Here is a 19,191-nt window from a genome sequence, read left to right as displayed (position 1 = left end):
CCTATCCGTCCACCGGCAGCAGCCGCATGGTGTGCACGCCGGCCTCGGTCAGCGCGGCGACGATCTTCTCCCCGGCGATCTTGCGGACGGACGCTCCGCACTCCGGGCAGGTGAAGCTGTAGAAGGTGCGCTCCCGGCTGGCCCCGAGGGCCAGCCGGAACTCGGGCGCCGGGAGCTCGACCTTCTCCCGGCACTGCGAGCAGTACACCTTGAATCTGGTGCCTTCGGTCACGTGGTTCCGACCTGTCCGTCCCGGTAGTGCTCCAGCGCGGCGAGCGCGGCGGTGCGGGCCTGTTCGGCGAGCTGCGGCGGGGCGGTGATCCGGCCGTCCCGGCCGAGCCGCAGGGCGAGGGTGCGCAGGCCGGACGGCTCGGCGGAGCGCAGGGTGATCCGCAGCCCGCCGTCGGGGAGTTCCTCGGCGCTGTCGTGCGTGTAGTACTCGGCGACCCAGCGGCCGCCGGGACCGACCTCGACCACCACCTGCGGGTCGTCGGCGGCGGGGGCGACCAGGCCGGCGGACAGGTCGCGGGGCTGCAACCGGGGCGGGTTGGCCGGCTCGTCGAGGACCTTGATCTCGGCGATCCGGTCGAGCCGGAAGGTGCGCCGGTCCTCGGAGGTGCGGCACCAGCCCTCGAGGTAGGTGTGGCCCTCGGTGACCAGGCGGATCGGGTCGACCTCACGCTCCGTCAGCTCGCCCCGGCCGTGCGACCAGTAGCGCAGCCAGATCAGCCGGCCCTCGCTGAGCGCCCGGTCGATGTCGGCGAAGACGGTCCCCTCGGCCTCGAAGGTGACGCCGATCCGGGCGGCGGACTCGGCGCTCTCGCCCGCCGCGTCCTCGATCTTGGCGACGGCCCGGGTGAGCGCCTGCCGGTCGCGCTCGCGCAGGCCGGGCAGGCCGGCCACCGCGCGGGCGGCGACCAGCAGGGCGGTGGCCTCGTCGGCGGCCAGCCGCAGCGGCTGGGCCACGTCGTCGACGTTGTGCCACCAGATCCGCTCGCCGTCGGTGTCGATGTCCAGCAGGTCGCCGCCGCGGAACGAGGTGCCGCACATCGGCAGCACGTTGAGGTCGCCGATCAGCTCGCGCTCGCTGATGCCGAAGGCCCGCGCCACCTCGGCGACCTCGGCCCCGGGGCGCTCGCGCAGGTAGGTGACCAGCGACAGCATCCGCCGCGTCTGGTCGATCGCGTTGCTCATGCCCCCACCTCGCTGCGCTCGGTGGTTGCTTCGCAGCGGGCGTCCCGCATAGTGGTTCTCTCGCTTCGCTCGTTCACTCTGCTCCCACCCCGGCGAGACCGGCGACGGCGCGCAGCCGGTCGATGACGTCGGCCCGCAGGTCCTCGGGGCCGATCACGATGACGTCGGGGCCGTACTCGGCGAGGTCGGCGCCCAGGCCGTTGCCGTACGGGATGTCCAGCTCGTCCCAGTCGGCGTCCACCGGCCGGGTCTCCAGGGCGCGCTGGCGCAGCGGGTAGGCGGCGGCCCGACGGAGCCTCACCCGCGCCACCGCGGTGGCGCCTTCGCCGGCGAAGCGGGCGACCACGGCGCGCACGTCGACGTGCTCGGGGACCTCGCCGGTGAACGCGCCGGCCCGGGACTTCACCTTGCCGGTGATCCGGGACAGCCGGAACACCCGGGCGGAGCCGCGGTCGCGGTCCCAGCCGGCCAGGTACCAGTGGCCGCGCCAGCACTCCAGCGCCCAGGGCTCGACCGAGCGCGGCTCGGCGGTGGCCGCTCCGGCCTTCCGGTACTCGAAGGTGACGGGCCGTCGGTCGCGGGCGGCGACCAGCAGCGGCTCGAACGCGGCCTCCCGGCCGGGGATCCGCGGCTCCAGCGCGCCGTGCTCGCGGTCCTCGGCGAACGGCACGCCGGCCGCGCGCAGCTTCTGCAGCGCGCCGCTGGCGGCGCCGGACATCTTGGCCTGCTGCCAGACCCGGGCGGCCAGCGTCAGCGCGGCGGCCTCCTCGGCGTCCAGCGCGATCTCCGGGAGGCGGTTGCGGTCGCGGCGGGCCAGGTAGCCGATCTCGCCGTCGAGCGCGTTCTCGTCCACGTCGATGATCAGGCCGAGCTCGCGCAGGTCGTCCTTGTCGCGCTCGAACATCCGGTTGAAGGCGTCCTCGGAGCCCTGTTGCCAGGCCTCCCGGTACGCCTCGACGGACTCCCGCAGCTCTTTCTTGGACAGTGGACGCCGCGTGTTCATCAGGCACAGGGCGAGGTTCATCAGCCGCTCTGCCTTGGCGATCGCCATCGCTGACCCTTCCTCCGATCGGGGGTGACCCGCCTGACCGTACCGGTACGGACACGCTCGGCGAAAGCCGAACCCCCGGCTCCTGTCGGAACCGGGGGTTCGGCGGTGCGTCCGAGGTCAGACGCCCAGCAGGTCCACCACGAAGATCAGGGTGGAGCCGGCCGGGATGAGCGGGCTCGGCGACTGGTTGCCGTACGCCAGGTGCGGCGGGATGACCAGCTCGCGGCGGCCGCCGACGCGCATGCCCTCGACACCCTGGTCCCAGCCCTTGATGACCCGGCCCCCGCCCAGCGGGAACTTGAAGGTCTGGCCGCGGTTCCACGAGGCGTCGAACTCCTCGCCGGAGGCGAAGGTGACACCGACGTAGTGGACCTCGACGACCGCGCCGGCCTTGGCCTCGGCGCCGTCGCCGACCACGATGTCGCGGATCTGGAGCTCGGTCGGGGCGTCGCCGCCCGGGAAGTCGATCTCCGGCTTGGTCTTCACGATTGCTCTTCTCGTTCGGTTGCGTGAACGGGACTCATCCTAGGCGAGCGGTGGCCGCCCGACGGCGCGTCAGTCCGCGCCGCCGACGCCCGCGTCCAGGATGTCGACCACGAAGACCAGGGTCGAGTTGGCCGGGATGCTCTCGGAGGCCTGGTCCTTGTAGCCCAGCGACGCGGGGATCACCAGCTCGATCCGGCTGCCGATGTTCTGGCCGACGATGCCCTTGTCCCAGCCCTCGATGACGTTGCCGCCGCCGGTGACGAAGCTGAACGCCTGGCCGCGGTCGAGCGAGGAGTCGAACTTCTTGCCGTCCTTGTACAGCGCGCCGGTGTACTGGACGACGACCTTCTCACCGGAGTCGATCTTGCGGCCCTTGCCCTGGATCAGGACGTGGCTCTTCAGCTCGGTCGGGTCGGCGGCGCCCTTGACCGGGGTGATGTCGAACGGCTTCTTGCCGTTGTCCTTCACCTGCGGGAAGTCGGCGGGCGGCGGGGTCATGTCGCCGGAGAGCACCGCGTCGGGCGCGGTGGCCTGCTTGATGTCCAGCACGAACACCAGGCTGTCCTTGGCGCCGATGCCGAGGTCCGCGTTGCCCTGGTCGCCGAACGCGGCGGCGGGCGGGGCGACCACGACGATCCGGCTGCCGGCCTTGTGGCCGGTGATGGCCTGGTCGATCGCCGGGATCAGCTTGCCGGCGTCGGCCTGGATCAGCTGCGGCTTCGGGCTGTCGCCCTCGTACGAGCCGGGGATCTCCTTGCCGGTCTGCCAGTCCATCGCCGTGTAGTCGACGGTGACCCAGTTGCCCTTCTCGACCTTCGGGCCGTTGCCCGCGGAGAGCTCCTTGACCACGAAGGTGCCGTCGGGCGCGTCCTTGGGCACCGTGATGGTGGCCTTGGAACCGAACTCGCCGGTCACCGTGGGCAGCACCTTGGCGTTGTCCTTGATCGGCGGCACCGGCGCCTGCGTCGGCGTGGACGCACTGGCGCTCGGGGCGGCCGCGTCGGCCTTCGCCGCGGGCTTGTCGTCGTCCTTGTTGACGTAGTACATCGTCACCGCGGAGGCGATCAGCAGCACCGCGACGACCGAGCCGAGGATCGCGCCGAGGCGGCCGGAGCTGCCCGGGTCCTCGTCGTAGCCGGCCTCCGAGAGGTCCACCTTGCGCTGGGTGGAGGCGAACACCTGCGGCTCGTCCCGGTCCTCCGCGGACTTCACCGCCGGCGAGGGCGGCGCCCAGCCGGCCTGGGTGAGCATCTCCGCCGGGACCACGATCGACTCGCGGTCCACGGAGGTCAGCTTCCCCGTGTTGTCGGCCTCGTCCGGGCTCGACGCTTTCTCAGACATGACTCCCCATTCATCTCGCCCGACGACGCGTGTACCACTGGTGCGGGGCAGCAGTATGTCAGGTCGGAATGAGAGCGGGTCAGTCCGGTCCTCGCCCCGTTGTCAGGCGGCTGTCAGACTGCTTCCAGGATGTCGATCACGAACACCAGGGTGGAGTTCGCCGGGATCGATCCGCTGGCCTGGTCGCCGTAGCCCAGCGACGGCGGGACCACCAGCATCACCCGGCTGCCCACGGTCTGTCCGACCAGGCCCTGGTCCCAGCCCTTGATCAGGCTCCCGGTGCCGACCTGCAGCGCCTGCGCCCCGCCGTGGTTCCACGAGGAGTCGAACTGCTTGCCGTCGGCCCAGGTCACGCCGGTGTACTGGACCACCAGCGTCTGCCCGGTCTTCACCTCCGGGCCGTCGCCCTTGACCAGCACGTACGTCTGCAGGTCGGTGGGCGGCTGCTGCCCGGACGGGATGGTGATGGTCGGCGCGGCCTTGCCGTTGTCGGTCACCTGCGGGGAGGTGGCGGGCGGCTGGGTGAGCTGCCCCGAGATCGTGGAGTCCTGCGGGACCGCCTGCACGATGTCGAGCACGAACACCACCGTGTCGTCCTTGCCGACGCCCAGCGCCGTGGAGCCCTGCGAGCCGAACCCGGCCGCGGGCGGGGCGACCACCAGCAGCCGGCTGCCGACCTTCTTGCCGACCACGCTCTGGTCGAAGGCGGGCACCAGCTGACCGGTGCCGGCCTGGTAGATCTGCGGCTTGCCGCCGGAGTCGTAGGAGCTGGACAGGTCCTTGCCGGTGGTCCAGTCCTTGGCGGTGTAGTTGACGGTCACCCAGTCGTTCTTGTTGACCGTCGGCCCCGAGCCCTCGGTGACCACGCTGACCACGAACTGCCCGCCCGGCTGCTCGGAGGGCAGCGTGATGGTCGCCTTCGAGCCGAAGTCCCCGCTGACGGTGGGCATCGGCGACGCGGACGCGACCGGGCTGGGCACCTGGGCCGCGGAGCCGGTCGCCGACGGCGTCGCCGAGGCGGACTTGCCGTCACCGCTGCTGCAGGAGACCAGCAGCAGGGCGGCGAGGGGGACGGTGAGCAGGGAGGCGATTCGACGCATGCCGTCAGCCTATGACCCGATTCGTCCGGTCCGTCGGAGGCGCGGCGCACCCCCGACGGACCGTCAGCCGCGGAACTTACATTCCGGCGATCAGCTTCTCCACCCGCTCGTCCACCGACCGGAACGGGTCCTTGCACAGCACGGTGCGCTGCGCCTGGTCGTTGAGCTTCAGGTGCACCCAGTCGACGGTGAAGTCCCGGCGCTGCTCCTGGGCGCGCCGGATGAAGTCGCCGCGCAGCCGGGCCCGGGTGGTCTGCGGGGGCACCGACTTGCCCTGGAAGGTCAGCAGGTCGGTGGTGACCCGCTTGGCCTGGCCGTTCTTCTGCAGCAGGTAGAACAGGCCGCGGCGGCGGTGGATGTCGTGGTAGGCCAGGTCGATCTGGGCGACCCGCGGGTTGGACATGGTCATCTGGTGCTTGGCCCGGTACTTCTCGATCAGCTGGTACTTCATGATCCAGTCGATCTCGGTGCCGACCTTGGCCAGGTCCTCGCTGCGCACCGCCTCCAGGGTGCGGCCCCACAGGTCCAGCACCTGGGCCACGGTGCCCTCGTTCAGGCCCTTGCGGTCGGCGAACTCCAGCGCCTTGGAGTAGTACTCCTCCTGGATCTCCAGCGCGGAGGCCTCCCGGCCGTTGGCCAGCCGGACCTGGTGGGTGCCCGTCAGGTCGTGGCTGACCTCGCGGATCGCCCGGATCGGGTTCTCCAGCGTCAGGTCGCGCATCACCACGCCGGCCTCGATCAGCCGCAGCACCAGGTCGGTGGCGCCGACCTTGAGCAGCGTGGTGGTCTCCGACATGTTGGAGTCGCCGACGATCACGTGCAGCCGGCGGTAGCGCTCGGCGTCGGCGTGCGGCTCGTCGCGGGTGTTGATGATCGGGCGGGAGCGGGTGGTGGCGGAGCTGACGCCCTCCCAGATGTGCTCGGCGCGCTGGCTGACGCAGTAGACCGCGCCGCGCGGGGTCTGCAGCACCTTGCCGGCGCCGCAGATCAGCTGACGCGTCACCAGGAACGGGATCAGCACGTCCGCCAGCCGGGAGAACTCGCCGTGCCGGGCCACCAGGTAGTTCTCGTGGCAGCCGTAGGAGTTGCCGGCGGAGTCGGTGTTGTTCTTGAACAGGTAGACGTCGCCGGCGATGCCCTCCTCGTGCAGCCGCCGCTCGGCGTCCACCAGCAGGCCCTCGAGGATCCGCTCGCCGGACTTGTCGTGGGTGACCAGCTCGGTGACGTCGTCGCACTCGGGGGTCGCGTACTCCGGGTGGGAGCCGACGTCGAGGTAGAGGCGGGCGCCGTTCTTCAGGAAGACGTTGCTGCTGCGGCCCCAGGAGACGACCCGGCGGAACAGGTAGCGGGCGACCTCGTCCGGCGACAGTCGGCGCTGGCCCCGGAAGGTGCAGGTGACGCCGTACTCGTTCTCGATCCCGAAAATTCGGCGGTCCATGTGGCGGCCCTTCTCTGTTCGAAGCTCGGTGGAACCCCTCGGAGGTGCGGTGGCGGACCGTCGGGCGGCCGGCCGGTCGGGCCGGCCGCCCGGTGGGTCATTCGGTGTCGGTCTCGTCGTCCTCGACGGCGGCGGACTCGTCGCCGCTGAGCAGCCTGGTCAGCTGGCCGCCCAGGATGCGCTTGAACTTGCGCTGCTGGAACCGCTGCCGGTCCAGCACGGCGACCTCCAGCTGCTCCGGCGTCAGGGTGCGCGGGCTGCCGCCGTTGGGGTCGCGGGCCAGGCCGTCGACCGCGAGCTTGAGCGCCTCGGTCAGGGTCATGCCGGTGCGGTGGCGCTGGCCGAGGTAGTTGCCGATGGAGTCGGCGTTGCCGCCGACCACCACGGCGTTCTTCTCGTCCACCACCGAGCCGTCGGGGGTGAGCCGGTAGATCTGGTCGTCGTTCCCGGTGCGGCCGACCTCGGCGACGATCAGCTCGACCTCGTAGGGCTTCTCGCCGACCGAGGAGAAGATGGTGCCCAGCGTCTGGGCGTACACGTTGGCCAGGCCGCGGGCGGTGACGTCGGCCCGGTCGTAGGAGTAGCCGCGCAGGTCGGCGTAGCGGACGCCGCCGATCCGGAGGTTCTCGAACTCGTTGTAGCGGCCGACCGCGGCGAAGGCGATCTTGTCGTAGATCTCGCTGACCTTGTGCAGGGCCCGGGAGGTGTTCTCCGCGACGAACATGATGCCGTCGGCGTAGGTGAGCACGACCACGCTGCGGCCGCGGGCGATGCCCTTTCGGGCGTACTCCGCGCGGTCCGCCATGGCCTGCTGGGGCGAGACGTAGAACGGCGTGGACACCGCCGGTCTCCCTTCGGGTGGTTGAGGCGGACTCAGAGAAGCGGGGCCTGCGGGCCGTTGGGGTGCTCGCGCCGCTGGTCGGTGATGGACAGCGCGATCGCGGCGACCTCGTCCTCGGTGAGCCGGCGGAAGCCGCTCTCGGTGATCAGCGAGACGATCGGGTAGATCTTGCGGGCCAGGTCGGGGCCGCCGGTCGCGGAGTCGTCGTCGGCGGCGTCGTACAGCGCCTGGACGGCGAGCATCGCGGCCTGGTCACCCGTCAGGTCGTCCCGGTACAGCTTCTTCATGGAGCCGCGGGCGAACACCGAGCCGGAGCCGGTGGCGGCGAAGCCCCGCTCCTCGGACCGGCCGCCGGTGACGTCGTAGGTGAAGATCCGGCCGCGGCCGAGGTCGAGGTCGAAGCCCGCGAAGACCGGGACCACGGCGAGGCCCTGCATGGCCATCGCCAGGTTGGAGCGGATCATCGTGGTGAGCCGGTTGGCCTTGCCCTCGAAGGAGAGCACGGCGCCCTCGATCTTCTCGTAGTGCTCCAGCTCCAGCTGGAACAGGCGGACCATCTCGACCGCGAGGCCGGCGGTGCCGGCGATGCCGACAGCGCTGTACTCGTCCGCCGGGAAGACCTTCTCGATGTCCCGCTGGGCGATCACGTTGCCCATGGTGGCGCGGCGGTCACCGGCGATCACCACGCCGCCGTCGAACACCGCGGCGACGATCGTGGTGCCGTGCGGCGCCTCGACCGTCAGGCCCTCGGGGAGGGTGCGCCGGCCCGGCAGCAGCTGCGGCGCGTGGCTGTCGAGGAAGTCGAGGAACGAGGAGGAGCCGGGGGTGAGGAAGGCGGCCGGCAGACGCCCGGTGCCACTGAGGTTGGCTTCCACACGTGTCCTTCCGGATCGAAGATCGAAAGTTGGGTTGTGCCCCGGACCCTACCCGCTTCCGGGGCTTGATCCACGTCCCTCGGGGGACCTCAGGGAACACGGCGCCGGAGGCGCGCTCAGGGCACACCTGCGGCGCTCGTCGTTCTGTTGTCGGCGTAAAGGGAGGGTCGTCCCCCCTCTCACTCGCCGCCCTTCTGCACGAATCCGCGGACGAAATCCTCCGCGTTGGATTCCAGTACCTCGTCGATTTCGTCGAGCACTGCGTCGACGTCGTCGTTGAGCTTTTCCTGACGCTCCTTGAGGTCGTCCGAGGCCTGAGTTTCCGCGGCCTGCTCGTCGACCTCCTCGGAGGTCCGGTTCGCCCGCTGCTGGCCGCCGCCGGTGTCCTTGTCCGACATTTCCCTCACCCCGCTCGCTCGGTGTTCTCGTTCAACGCTGGCTGCTCACCCGAATGATTCCCCGTCCGGGAAATGTTCACCCGTGGTGATCGAAAAGTTACCCGCCGGAGAGCACGCGCACCAGGTCGTCCGCGGTGCGGCACCGGTCGAGCAGGTCCTTGACGTGCGCCCGGGTGCCGCGCAGCGGCTCCATGGTGGGCACCCGCTGCAGGCTGTCGTGCCCGGGCAGGTCGAAGATCACCGAGTCCCAGGACGCCGCGGCCACGTGGTCCGCGTACTGCTCCAGGCAGCGGCCGCGGAAGTACGCCCGGGTGTCGTCCGGCGGCTGCGAGACGGCGCGCCGCACCTGCTCCTCGGTCAGCAGCCGCTCGAACCGGCCGCGGGCCTCCAGACGGTTGTAGAGGCCCTTCTCGGCCCGCACGTCGCTGTACTGGAGGTCGACCAGCTGCAGCCGCGGGCTGTCCCACTCCAGGCCGTCGCGCTGCCGGTAGCCCTCCAGGATCTCCTTCTTGGCGATCCAGTCGAGCTGCCGGGACAGGCTCATCGGGTCGCGCTCCAGCCGGCCCAGCACGTCCTCCCAGCGGGCCAGCACGTCCATGGTCTGGTCGTCGGCGTCCTGCCCGTAGCGGTCCTCGACGTACTTGCGGGCCAGTTCGCAGTACTCCATCTGGAGCTGGACCGCCGTCAGCTTGCGCCCGCTGCGCAGCGACACCAGGTGCTTGAGGTCGGGGTCGTGGGAGACCCGATGCAGGGTGCGGACCGGCTGGTCGACGGCGAGGTCCACGGCGATGAAGCCGTCCTCGATCATCGACAGGACCAGCGCGGTGGTGCCCAGCTTGAGGTAGGTGGAGATCTCGGACAGGTTGGCGTCGCCGATGATCACGTGCAGCCGGCGGTACTTCTCGGCGTCGGCGTGCGGCTCGTCGCGGGTGTTGATGATGGGGCGCTTGAGGGTGGTCTCCAGGCCGACCTCGACCTCGAAGTAGTCGGCGCGCTGGCTGATCTGGAAGCCGTGCGCGCCGCCCTCCTGGCCGAGCCCGACCCGGCCGGCGCCGCACACCACCTGGCGGGAGACGAAGAACGGGGTGAGGTGGCGGACGATGTCGGCGAACGGGGTGGCCCGCTGCATCAGGTAGTTCTCGTGGGTGCCGTAGGAGGCGCCCTTGTTGTCGGTGTTGTTCTTGTAGAGCAGGATCCGCTGTCCGTTGGGCAGTTCCAGGGCGCGCTCGGCGGCCTCCGCCATGATCCGCTCGCCCGCCTTGTCCCAGAGCACCGCGTCGCGCGGGTTGGTGACCTCCGGCGAGGAGTACTCGGGGTGCGCGTGGTCGACGTAGAAGCGGGCGCCGTTGGTGAGGATGACGTTGGCCAGGCCGATGTCCTCGTCGGTCAGCTGGCTGGCGTCCGCCACGTCCCGGGCGAGGTCGAAGCCCCGGGCGTCGCGCAGCGGGTTCTCCTCCTCGAAGTCCCAGCGGGCGCGGCGCGCCCGGTGCATCGCCGCCGCGTAGGCGTTGACGATCTGGGACGAGGTGAGCATGGCGTTGGCGTTGGGGTGGCCGGGCACCGAGATGCCGTACTCGGTCTCGATGCCCATTACGCGCCGTACGGTCATGCGGCCCTCCTGACCCTGTCGGTACTGCCGGTGCAGACGCGCCGTCCGGCTGCGGGGCCCTGCCGAGCGCCGCACAGCCGGACGGGGTTCGCCGCGTGCTACAGGTACTGCCCCGTGTTGGCGACAGTGTCGATGGAGCGACCGGACTCGGCGCCCTGCTTGCCGGTGACGAGGGTGCGGATGAAGACGATCCGCTCGCCCTTCTTGCCGGAGATGCGGGCCCAGTCGTCCGGGTTGGTGGTGTTGGGCAGGTCCTCGTTCTCCTTGAACTCGTCCACGCAGGCGGCGAGCAGGTGGGAGACGCGCAGGCCGCGCTGGCCGTGGTCGAGGTAGTCCTTGATGGCCATCTTCTTGGCCCGGTCGACGATGTTCTGGATCATCGCGCCGGAGTTGAAGTCCTTGAAGTACAGGACCTCCTTGTCACCGTTGGCGTAGGTGACCTCCAGGAAGCGGTTCTCCTCGGTCTCCGAGTACATCCGCTCGACCACCGACTGGATCATGGCGGCGACGGTCGCGGGCAGCGAGCCGTCGTGCTCCTTGACGTCGTCCGGGTGGAACGGCAGCGAGTCCTTGAGGTACTTGGAGAAGATGTCCTTGGCCGCCTCGGCGTCCGGCCGCTCGATCTTGATCTTGACGTCCAGGCGGCCGGGCCGCAGGATCGCCGGGTCGATCATGTCCTCGCGGTTGGAGGCGCCGATGACGATGACGTTCTCCAGGCCCTCCACGCCGTCGATCTCCGCCAGCAGCTGCGGGACGATGGTGTTCTCCACGTCCGAGCTGACGCCGGAGCCGCGGGTGCGGAACAGCGACTCCATCTCGTCGAAGAAGACGATGACGGGCGTGCCCTCGCTCGCCTTCTCCCGGGCCCGCTGGAAGACCAGCCGGATCTGCCGCTCGGTCTCGCCGACGTACTTGTTGAGCAGCTCGGGGCCCTTGATGTTCAGGAAGTAGCTCTTGCCCTGCGGCCGGCCGGTCACCTCGGCGACCTTCTTGGCCAGCGAGTTGGCCACCGCCTTGGCGATCAGCGTCTTGCCGCAGCCGGGCGGGCCGTACAGCAGCACGCCCTTCGGCGGGCGCAGCTCGTACTCCTTGAACAGGTCGGCGTGCAGGTACGGCAGCTCCACCGCGTCCCGGATCTGCTCGATCTGGTTGCCGAGGCCGCCGATCTGCCGGTAGTCGATGTCCGGGACCTCCTCGAGGACCAGCTCCTCGACCTCGGACTTCGGCACCACCTCGTACACGTAGCCGGAGCGGGGCTCCAGCAGCAGGGCGTCTCCCGGACGGAGCGTCAGACCGTGCAGCGGCTCGGCGAGCCGCACCACCCGCTCCTCGTCGGTGTGGCCGGTGACGAGCGCGCGGTCGCCGCCCTCCAGCACCTCCTTGAGCGTGACGATCTCACCGATCCGCTCGAACTCCATCGCCTCGACGACGTTCAGCGCCTCGTTGAGCATCACCTCCTGGCCGCGGCGCAGCTCGTCCAGCTCGACGCTGGGGCTGACGTTGACCCGGAGCTTGCGGCCCCCGGTGAAGATGTCGGCGGTGCCGTCCTCGTTCTTCTCGAGGAAGGTGCCGAATCCGGCCGGCGGCTGGGCGAGCCGGTCGACCTCCTCCTTGAGGGCCACGATCTGGTCGCGGGCCTCGCGCAGGGTGGCGACGAGCCTCTCGTTCTGGGCGGTCACACCGGCCAGGTTGGTCTGCAGCTCGATGATCCGCTCCTCAAGGACCCTCGAACTGCGGGGGGAATCGGCGAGCCTGCGCCGGAGCACGGCGATCTCCTGCTCGAGGTACGAGACCTGCGCGGCCTCGTCTGACCCCCGTGCGGGCCTGCCGGCGCTGCGGTCGTAGTCGTCATCCTGGGCTGCCACGGTCCTCACCTCCTCCTGGGGGAGCTGGACGACCCAAACCTACCTGGGACCAGGGTCATGTAAACCCCTAGATCAGAAAGATGGATCGGGCGTGTCCGATGTTCGCCCTGCGTGCTTCCCCTCTGACAGAGGAGATGCCCACCGCTCAACGGTTCAAAGCAGCGCGGATGTATCGTGACAGGAATGTCCCCGAATGCGGGGCGACCAGAGCAGAAACGGCAGGGGCAATGGCGGGGACTGGCGAGGCACTCGAAGTCTGGATCGACCAGGATCTGTGCACCGGCGACGGCATCTGCGCGCAGTACGCGCCCGAGGTCTTCGAACTCGACATCGACGGACTCGCCTACGTGAAGGGCGAGGACGACGAGTTGCGCCAGCAGCCCGGCGAGACGGTGCCGGTCCCGCTGACGCTCCTTCAGGACGTGGTCGACTCCGCGAAGGACTGCCCGGGCGACTGCATCCACGTCCGCCGGGCCTCGGACCGCGTCGAGGTGTACGGGCCCGACGCGGACTGACCCGCTGTCAGGCGGTGTGGACGGGGGTCTTGGTCTCGGCCTTCGTCCACCCGCCGCCGCCCTGCGTCCAGGTCAGCTCGACCTGGAGGTCGGGGGAGAACCGCGGGACGTCGTCCGAGGAGTAGCCGCGGGCCTTGCCGCGGATCGAGCCGTCGCTGCGGATCGCCAGCTCGGTCAGCGTGTAGCCGTCCGCCTCGGTCAGCAGCGGGACGGGCTTCGGCGAGTCGCCGCGCAGCAGGAACACCGCGTCCGGCGGGGTTCCCATGTCGGCCTGGCAGTGCGCCGCGACCACCGTGACCGCGTGGCCGTCCACCTTGGCCGCGGCCTTCAGGCTCACCGCGGACAGGAACGGGCCGCAGTCCATCGGCAGCGTCACCTTGCTGACGTCCACCTCCGGCGCCGGCTCCACCGCCGGTCCCTGACCCGACGTCACCGCCCCGGTCGCCGAACTCGCTCCCAGCGCCCCGCCCACGACCGCCGCGCAGCCCGCCGCGACCAGCACCCAGTGCTTCAGCCCCGACCGCGCATGCCCGGGTATCCGACGCTCCGCCACCACGAGACTCCCCTCACCCGAGCACTTCGGTGCGGGCATCTTTGCACATCACGCGGCCGGAGAGACCACCGAGGGGCGCGGGGAACTGCGCGCAGCGGAGGGCGGCCGACCGCAGGACCGCGACGAGGCAGTGACGTGCTGCTGTCTCGCCGCGACCCCGGTGGTTCAGCCCGTCAGGAGAGCTCGCGCGCGTCGTGGGACGCGGCTTCGCGCTGGGCCTTGCGGATGGCGGCGCGTTCGGCGAGCGTCAGCTCGCTCTCGGGGCCGGTCTCGTAGTCCTCGCCGTAGGAGCCCTTGGCGGGGCGGCGGCGGCGGAGCGGGGGCTCGACGCCGTCGGCGAGGCGACGGGCCGTCAGGAGGAAGCCGGTGTGGCCGATCATGCGGTGGTCGGGGCGGACCGCGAGGCCCTCGAGGTGCCAGGTGCGGACCATGGTCTCCCAGGCCTGCGGCTCGGTGAAGGTGCCGTGTTCGCGCAGCGCCTCGACGGTGCGGGACATCTGCGTGGTGGTGGCCACGTAGCAGCAGATCAGGCCGCCGGGGACGAGCGCCTTGGAGGCGACGTCCAGGCACTCCCAGGGGGCGAGCATGTCGAGGATGACGCGGTCGACGTCGGCCTCGACCAGGTTGTCCTGGAGGTCGCCGACGGTGAGCTTCCAGGCCGGGTGCGGGCCGCCGAAGTAGCGTTCCACGTTGCCCTTCGCGATGTCCGCGAAGTCCTGCCGGCGCTCGTAGGAGGCGAGCATGCCGGTGTCGCCGACGGCGCGCAGCAGGTAGGTGGAGAGGGCGCCGGAGCCGACGCCGGCCTCGACCACCCTGGCGCCGGCGAAGATGTCGGCCATGGCCAGGATCTGCCCCGCGTCCTTGGGGTAGATCACGGCCGCGCCGCGCGGCATGGACAGGACGTAGTCGGGGAGCAGGGGGCGCAGCGCGAGGTACGGGACGTTACCCGTGGTGCGGACGACCGTGCCTTCGGGAGCGCCGATCAGCTCGTCGTGCGGGAACGCACCCTTGTGGGTGTGGAACTGGTTCCCGGCCTGGAGCGTGAACGTGTAGTGGCGGCCCTTGGGGTCGGTCAGCTGGACCTGGTCCCCGACCTGGAAGGGCCCGCGTCGGCGGGCGGCACCGGTCGGTTCGGACATGGGGGCCATCCTACGGGAGCCGGAGGGCTCCCCCGACCACATGATCGGTTCAGGCGGCGGGCCGTCCCAGCAGGGCCGAGGAGAGCCGGCGTTCGAGGTCGGCGAGGGAGAGCACGCCGTAGACCGTGCCGTCGGGGCGGACCACCAGGTACTCGGTGGCGGGGGCGCGGCGGAGGGTGTCGAGGATGTCCTCGCCGGCCAGGTCGACGGGGACGGTGAGGCCGGGTTCGAGGTCGCGGGAGACGGCGGTGACGGCGACCCAGGGGCGGCGGTGCTCGGGGATCGCGGTGACCGCGGACTCCTTGACCAGGGCGACGGGTTCGCCGCGTCCGTCGACCACGACGATCGCCCCGGCGTGGCCCTCGCGGGCCCGGCGCATGGCTTCGCCGAGGGGGGTGTCGGCGGGGACGTCGATGCTCCGGCGGGCCAGTTCGCGGACCTTGAGCCGGGGCATGACCTCCTTGAGGCGGGCGTTGCGCAGCGAGTTGCCGGCGCCCTGCCAGATGATGAAGCCGAGGATGGCGGCGAGGACGCCGTCCAGCATGGCTTCGGCGGTGGAGCGTTCGACGTCCTGGGCGGAGCTGAAGAGCGGCAGGCCGAGGACGACGGCGACGGCGAGGGCGCGGCCGGTCCAGACCGCGGCCAGGGTGCCCTTCATCGGGTTGCCGGTGACCGCCCAGACCACGGCGCGCAGCATCCGGCCGCCGTCCAGCGGGAGGCCGGGGAGCAGGTTGAAGGCGGCGACGACCAGGTTGGAGACCATGAGTCCGGCGAGCAGCACCCCGGGGACGGTGGCGGGTTCGACGGCGCGCAGGCCGAGCCAGAAGCCGCCGCCGAGGACGAGCGAGAGCAGCGGGCCGACGAAGGCGAGCCAGAACTCGCGCCAGGGGGTCTCGGCCTCCTTCTCGATCTCGGAGATGCCGCCGAGGAACTGCAGCTGGATCCGGCGCACGCCCAGCTTGTACTTCAACCCGACGACGGTGTGGGCGAGTTCGTGGACCAGCACGGAGGCGTAGAAGGCGACGGCGAAGGAGAAGGCGAGCAGGTAGCGGGCGGCGCCGAGGTCGGGCAGGACGGTGTCGAGCCGGCTTCCGAAGATCCAGGTGATCAGCGCGGCGACCAGGAACCAGGACGGGGTGACGTAGACGGGCACGCCGAACGGGCGGCCCATCAGGATGCCGCCTCTCGGCTGGTCGCCCTTGTCGGGCGACTCCGGCTTCCCCGGTGCCCGCCCCTCGGTGTCGTTCACCGTGCTCCCTTCACCGTCCGCTGATCCTTTGATCCTCGTACGCTACGTGATCTCTCCCCGGGATCGGCGGTGCACCCCGCGCTCCCTTACTCCTATACCCACCTCTTCGACCCGTTCGCCCAAGCTGTCCGTTCGGTGCAATAGGGTCGGGGCATGCAGCAGACCGACCCCTCGCCCGCCGCCCGGCCGGCCGCCCGGCCGACCGGGCTGTCGCCGTCGCGGGCGGGCGATTTCATGACCTGCCCGCTGCTGTACCGGCTGCGGGTGATCGACCGGCTGCCGGAGCCGCCGAGCCCGGCCGCGACCCGGGGGACGCTGGTGCACGCCGTGCTGGAGCGGCTGTTCGACCACCCGCCGTCGGAGCGCACCCCGGAGCGGGCGCGCGGGCTGCTGGCCCCGCAGTGGGAGCGGCTGCTCGGGGAACGGCCGGAGCTGGCCGAACTGTTCCCGGGCGAGCCGGAGCAACTGGCGGGCTGGCTGGGCGATGCCGAGAAGCTGGTGGAGAAGTGGTTCCGGCTGGAGGACCCGACCCGGCTGCACCCGGTGGAGCGGGAGCTGTACGTGGAGACCGCGCTGGCCTCCGGCCTGCTGCTGCGCGGCTACATCGACCGGGTGGACCTCGCGCCGTCCGGCGAGGTCCGGCTGGTGGACTACAAGACCGGCCGGGCGCCCTCGCGGGACTTCGAGGGCAAGGCGATGTTCCAGATGAAGTTCTACGCGCTGGTGGTGTGGCGGTGGAAGGGCGTGGTCCCCAAGCGCCTGCAGCTGGTGTACCTGGGCGGCGGCGGCGATGTCGTGACGTACGACCCGGACGAGGCGGACCTGCTGTCCGTGGAGCGGAAGTTGGAGGCGCTGTGGGAGGCGATCTCGGCGGCGGTGGCCACCGGTGACTTCCCGGCGACCCGCAACCGGCTCTGCGACTGGTGCGACCACAAGTCGTCCTGCCCGGAGTTCGGCGGCACTCCCCCGCCGTACCCGCTGCCGCTCGCTACTGTGACCAACCCACGCAAGGAGTCGTAGGTGACGATCCGTGTGCTGCTGGTGGACGACCAGCCGCTGCTGCGTACCGGTTTCCGGATGATCCTGGAGGCGGAGTCCGACCTGGTGGTGGTCGGCGAGGCGGGCGACGGGCAGCAGGCGCTGGACCAGGTCCGCGCGCTGCAGCCGGACGTGGTGCTGATGGACATCCGGATGCCGCGGATGGACGGCGTGGAGGCGACCCGCCGGATCGCCGGCCCGGACCGCGGCGGCCCGGCGAAGGTGCTGGTGCTGACCACCTTCGACCTGGACGAGTACGTGGTGGAGGCGCTGCGCGCGGGCGCCAGCGGCTTCCTGCTGAAGGACGTGCCGGCCGAGGAGCTGGTGCAGGCGATCCGGGTGGTGGCGGACGGCGCGGCGATGCTGGCCCCGTCGGTGACCCGCCGGCTGCTGGACATGTACGCCACCAAGCTGCCCTCGGGCGAGGAGGCGCCGCCGCAGGCGCTGACGGTGCTCACCGAGCGCGAGGTGGAGGTGCTGCGGCTGGTGGCGCGCGGCCTGTCGAACGCGGAGATCGCGGCCGAGCTGTTCGTCTCGGAGACGACGGTGAAGACCCATGTCGGCCACGTGCTGACCAAGCTGCAGCTGCGCGACCGGGTGCAGGCGGCGGTGTACGCGTACGAGAGCGGCCTGGTGCGCCCCGGCGCGATGTAGTCCTCCCCCGGGCCGTGCCCGGAACGGCCGAACGGCCCGTCACCCCTCGCGGGGCGGCGGGCCGTTCGGCTGCTGAGCGGGTGTCACTTCTTGGTGCGGACGATCTCCCAGAAGCGGAAGACGCCGGTGTTGTCCACGGTGGAGTCCACGCCGGAGATGTCGTCCTTGTACACGTAGAAGGACTTGTTCTGGAACAGCGGGACCATCGGCACGCCGTCCGCGACCAGCTTCTGGATCTGGTCGTAGGCGCCGCCGCCGGAGCGGTCGGTGAGCTTGATCGAGTCCGGCACCAGCTTGGTGCTGATCTGCGGGTTGTCCCAGCCGTTGTGGAACGCGCCGCCCTCGACCACCAGCGGGCTGATGTAGTCGTCGGCGTCGGCGTAGTCGGGGGTCCAACCGACGGTGTACGCCTGGTAGTTGCCGTTCTTCCAGCCGGCCTGGTAGGCCGTCCAGTCGGGCTCCTGGGCGACGGTGACCTGGAACAGGCCGCCGTTCTCCAGCTGCTTCTTGATGCTCTCCATCTCGGCGGCGCCGGCCCGGGCGCGCGACCAGGTGAGGTTGAGCTTGACCGGGGTGGTGACGTGCGCGTTGGTCAGGATGCGCTTGGCCTTCGCGACGTCCGCCTCGCCGTACTTGTCGAAGAAGGCGGTGTTGTGGCCGGCCACGCCCGCGGGGACGACCGAGTACAGCGGCTGCACGGTGCCCGCGTACACGTCGTGGGCGAGCGACTTGCGGTCGATCAGCTGGGCGGCGGCCTGGCGGACGGCCGGGTTGCCGGCGGTCTCGTCCTTGGTGTTGAAGACCAGGTAGCGGGTGTCGCCGCTGGCGCCCTCGGAGACCTTCAGGGTGCCGGTGCCGGCCAGGTCGTCGCTCTTCAGCTGGGCGGCCGTGGTCGGGTCGAGGCTGTTGTCGGAGAGCTCGACGTCGCCGGCGTCCAGCGCGCTCTTCAGCGCCTCGGGCTTGTCGTAGTACCGGACCGTGAACTTGCTGTTCTGGAGCTTCGCGTTGCCCTGGTAGTTGCTGTTGGCGGAGAGCACGATCTTGCTCGGCGCCTTGCCGTTCATCTCGACGCTGTCGATCTTGTACGGGCCGGAGCCGACCAGCTTGCCGTTGTCGAGCAGCGCGTCGGCCGGGAACACCTGGTGGTCGACGATCGAGCCGGCCGCCGAGGCCAGCTTCGCGGGGAGCACCGCGTCCGGGGTCTCCAGGTGGAAGGTGACCTCGCGGTCGCCCGAGGTCTCCACCGACTTGATGGTGGAGAGCAGCGGGCTCGGACCGGACGGGTCGTTGATCTTCTTGGTCCGCTCGATCGAGAACTTGACGTCCTCGGCGGTCAGCGCGTGGCCGTTGGAGAACTTCAGGCCGGACTTGAGCGTGCACTTGTACGTCAGCGCGTCGGCGCTGGTGAACTGGCAGGACTCGGCGGCGTCCGGCTGCGCGACGGTGGCGCCGGAGGGGAAGCTCAGCAGCGACTGGAAGGAGTTGTTGAGGACCAGCCAGGAACCCGCGTCGTACGCACCGGCCGGGTCCAGCACGCTGGTCACATTGGTGGTGCCAATGGTGATCGCGCCACCGCTGTCGCCGCCGGTGGCGGCCTTCTCCACGGAGGCGCAGCCGGCCGCCGTCGAGACGACGAGCGCGGCGCAGCTGAGCACGGCCAGGCGGTTGGGCGTAGTCATGCGGGGTGGTCTTCCTCACTGCGTGCGGCCGGCTGTCGCCGGTGGCCCGTCGTCCGGCGCCGGGGTGGGGCGGCCGTTCGCGGGTCTGGTACGACCGCGCGCGCGCCTTCCTTCCGGGGTCTCCCGGCGGTGGGCGGCGGCACGGTATGGGGACTGATCGGATGTA

Annotated in this window: 19 protein-coding genes; 3 read left to right on the top strand and 16 right to left on the bottom strand. The window is 70.7% G+C overall.

What is annotated here, in order from left to right; all coding sequences use genetic code 11:
* Position 1: 1 nt before the first annotated feature.
* The 12 genes from BX266_RS30930 to arc form a co-directional block, all read right to left on the bottom strand.
* Positions 2–232, bottom strand: a complete 231-nt coding sequence (locus tag BX266_RS30930; protein ID WP_099905218.1) for a hypothetical protein — start codon at positions 230–232, stop codon at positions 2–4.
* Positions 229–1,194 carry a YafY family protein gene (locus BX266_RS30925; protein WP_099905216.1) on the bottom strand — a complete coding sequence of 322 codons (966 nt, stop codon included), beginning with the start codon at positions 1,192–1,194 and terminating at the stop codon, positions 229–231. Before BX266_RS30925 ends, BX266_RS30930 begins: the two co-directional genes overlap by 4 nt.
* A 73-nt stretch (positions 1,195–1,267) precedes the next feature.
* Positions 1,268–2,245, bottom strand: coding sequence for a YafY family protein (locus BX266_RS30920; RefSeq protein ID WP_099905214.1), 978 nt, complete (start codon positions 2,243–2,245; stop codon positions 1,268–1,270).
* 117 nt (positions 2,246–2,362) lie between these two features.
* Positions 2,363–2,734 carry an FKBP-type peptidyl-prolyl cis-trans isomerase gene (locus BX266_RS30915; RefSeq protein ID WP_099905212.1) on the bottom strand — a complete coding sequence of 124 codons (372 nt, stop codon included), beginning with the start codon at positions 2,732–2,734 and terminating at the stop codon, positions 2,363–2,365.
* Positions 2,735–2,800: 66 nt separating this feature from the next.
* On the bottom strand, positions 2,801–4,072 hold the full coding sequence (locus BX266_RS30910; RefSeq protein ID WP_099905210.1) for an FKBP-type peptidyl-prolyl cis-trans isomerase: 1,272 nt from the start codon (positions 4,070–4,072) through the stop codon (positions 2,801–2,803).
* Between the two features lie 113 nt (positions 4,073–4,185).
* Positions 4,186–5,172 carry an FKBP-type peptidyl-prolyl cis-trans isomerase gene (locus tag BX266_RS30905; RefSeq protein WP_099905208.1) on the bottom strand — a complete coding sequence of 329 codons (987 nt, stop codon included), beginning with the start codon at positions 5,170–5,172 and terminating at the stop codon, positions 4,186–4,188.
* A 76-nt stretch (positions 5,173–5,248) separates the two neighbouring features.
* Entirely contained in the window at positions 5,249–6,610 is a 1,362-nt protein-coding gene (pafA, locus tag BX266_RS30900) for a Pup--protein ligase (RefSeq protein ID WP_099905206.1), read from the bottom strand.
* A gap of 97 nt (positions 6,611–6,707) precedes the next feature.
* Complete coding sequence (gene prcA, locus BX266_RS30895; RefSeq protein WP_099905204.1) at positions 6,708–7,451, bottom strand: proteasome subunit alpha; 744 nt, start codon at positions 7,449–7,451, stop codon at positions 6,708–6,710.
* Between the two features lie 32 nt (positions 7,452–7,483).
* Entirely contained in the window at positions 7,484–8,326 is an 843-nt protein-coding gene (gene prcB / locus BX266_RS30890) for a proteasome subunit beta (protein WP_099905202.1), read from the bottom strand.
* A 179-nt stretch (positions 8,327–8,505) separates the two neighbouring features.
* Entirely contained in the window at positions 8,506–8,724 is a 219-nt protein-coding gene (locus BX266_RS30885; RefSeq protein ID WP_099905200.1) for a ubiquitin-like protein Pup, read from the bottom strand.
* Between the two features lie 97 nt (positions 8,725–8,821).
* Positions 8,822–10,333 (bottom strand): depupylase/deamidase Dop, encoded by a 1,512-nt coding sequence (gene dop / locus BX266_RS30880; protein ID WP_099905198.1) that lies wholly within the window; start codon positions 10,331–10,333, stop codon positions 8,822–8,824.
* A 98-nt stretch (positions 10,334–10,431) separates the two neighbouring features.
* A complete protein-coding gene (gene arc, locus BX266_RS30875) occupies positions 10,432–12,198 on the bottom strand; it encodes a proteasome ATPase (protein WP_099905195.1) in 1,767 nt (588 codons plus the stop codon).
* A gap of 227 nt (positions 12,199–12,425) precedes the next feature.
* Here arc and BX266_RS30870 point away from each other — a divergent pair, with 227 nt between their 5' ends.
* A complete protein-coding gene (locus BX266_RS30870) occupies positions 12,426–12,713 on the top strand; it encodes a ferredoxin (protein ID WP_099905193.1) in 288 nt (95 codons plus the stop codon).
* Between the two features lie 7 nt (positions 12,714–12,720).
* Here BX266_RS30870 and BX266_RS30865 read toward each other — a convergent pair whose 3' ends face one another.
* The 3 genes from BX266_RS30865 to BX266_RS30855 form a co-directional block, all read right to left on the bottom strand.
* Positions 12,721–13,266, bottom strand: coding sequence for a hypothetical protein (locus BX266_RS30865; protein WP_143687040.1), 546 nt, complete (start codon positions 13,264–13,266; stop codon positions 12,721–12,723).
* Positions 13,267–13,439: 173 nt separating this feature from the next.
* Positions 13,440–14,405, bottom strand: a complete 966-nt coding sequence (locus BX266_RS30860) for a tRNA (adenine-N1)-methyltransferase (RefSeq protein ID WP_099905189.1) — start codon at positions 14,403–14,405, stop codon at positions 13,440–13,442.
* Positions 14,406–14,454: 49 nt separating this feature from the next.
* Complete coding sequence (locus BX266_RS30855) at positions 14,455–15,654, bottom strand: site-2 protease family protein (RefSeq protein ID WP_099905187.1); 1,200 nt, start codon at positions 15,652–15,654, stop codon at positions 14,455–14,457.
* Positions 15,655–15,807: 153 nt separating this feature from the next.
* Between BX266_RS30855 and BX266_RS30850 the strand changes: the two genes are divergently transcribed.
* Both BX266_RS30850 and BX266_RS30845 read left to right on the top strand, forming a co-directional pair.
* Positions 15,808–16,674, top strand: a complete 867-nt coding sequence (locus tag BX266_RS30850) for a RecB family exonuclease (protein ID WP_099905185.1) — start codon at positions 15,808–15,810, stop codon at positions 16,672–16,674.
* On the top strand, positions 16,675–17,346 hold the full coding sequence (locus BX266_RS30845) for a response regulator transcription factor (protein WP_099905182.1): 672 nt from the start codon (positions 16,675–16,677) through the stop codon (positions 17,344–17,346).
* A gap of 83 nt (positions 17,347–17,429) precedes the next feature.
* On the opposite strand, the gene BX266_RS30840 is transcribed toward BX266_RS30845, so the two are convergent.
* Positions 17,430–19,025 (bottom strand): ABC transporter substrate-binding protein, encoded by a 1,596-nt coding sequence (locus BX266_RS30840; protein ID WP_099905180.1) that lies wholly within the window; start codon positions 19,023–19,025, stop codon positions 17,430–17,432.
* Between the last annotated feature and the right edge of the window lie 166 nt (positions 19,026–19,191).

Origin of the sequence: Streptomyces sp. TLI_171 (assembly GCF_003610255.1) — a bacterium.
Lineage (GTDB): Bacteria > Actinomycetota > Actinomycetes > Streptomycetales > Streptomycetaceae > Kitasatospora.
The sequence above is the reverse complement of the archived record's forward strand: the minus strand, read 5'-3'. Positions and strand labels throughout refer to the sequence as shown.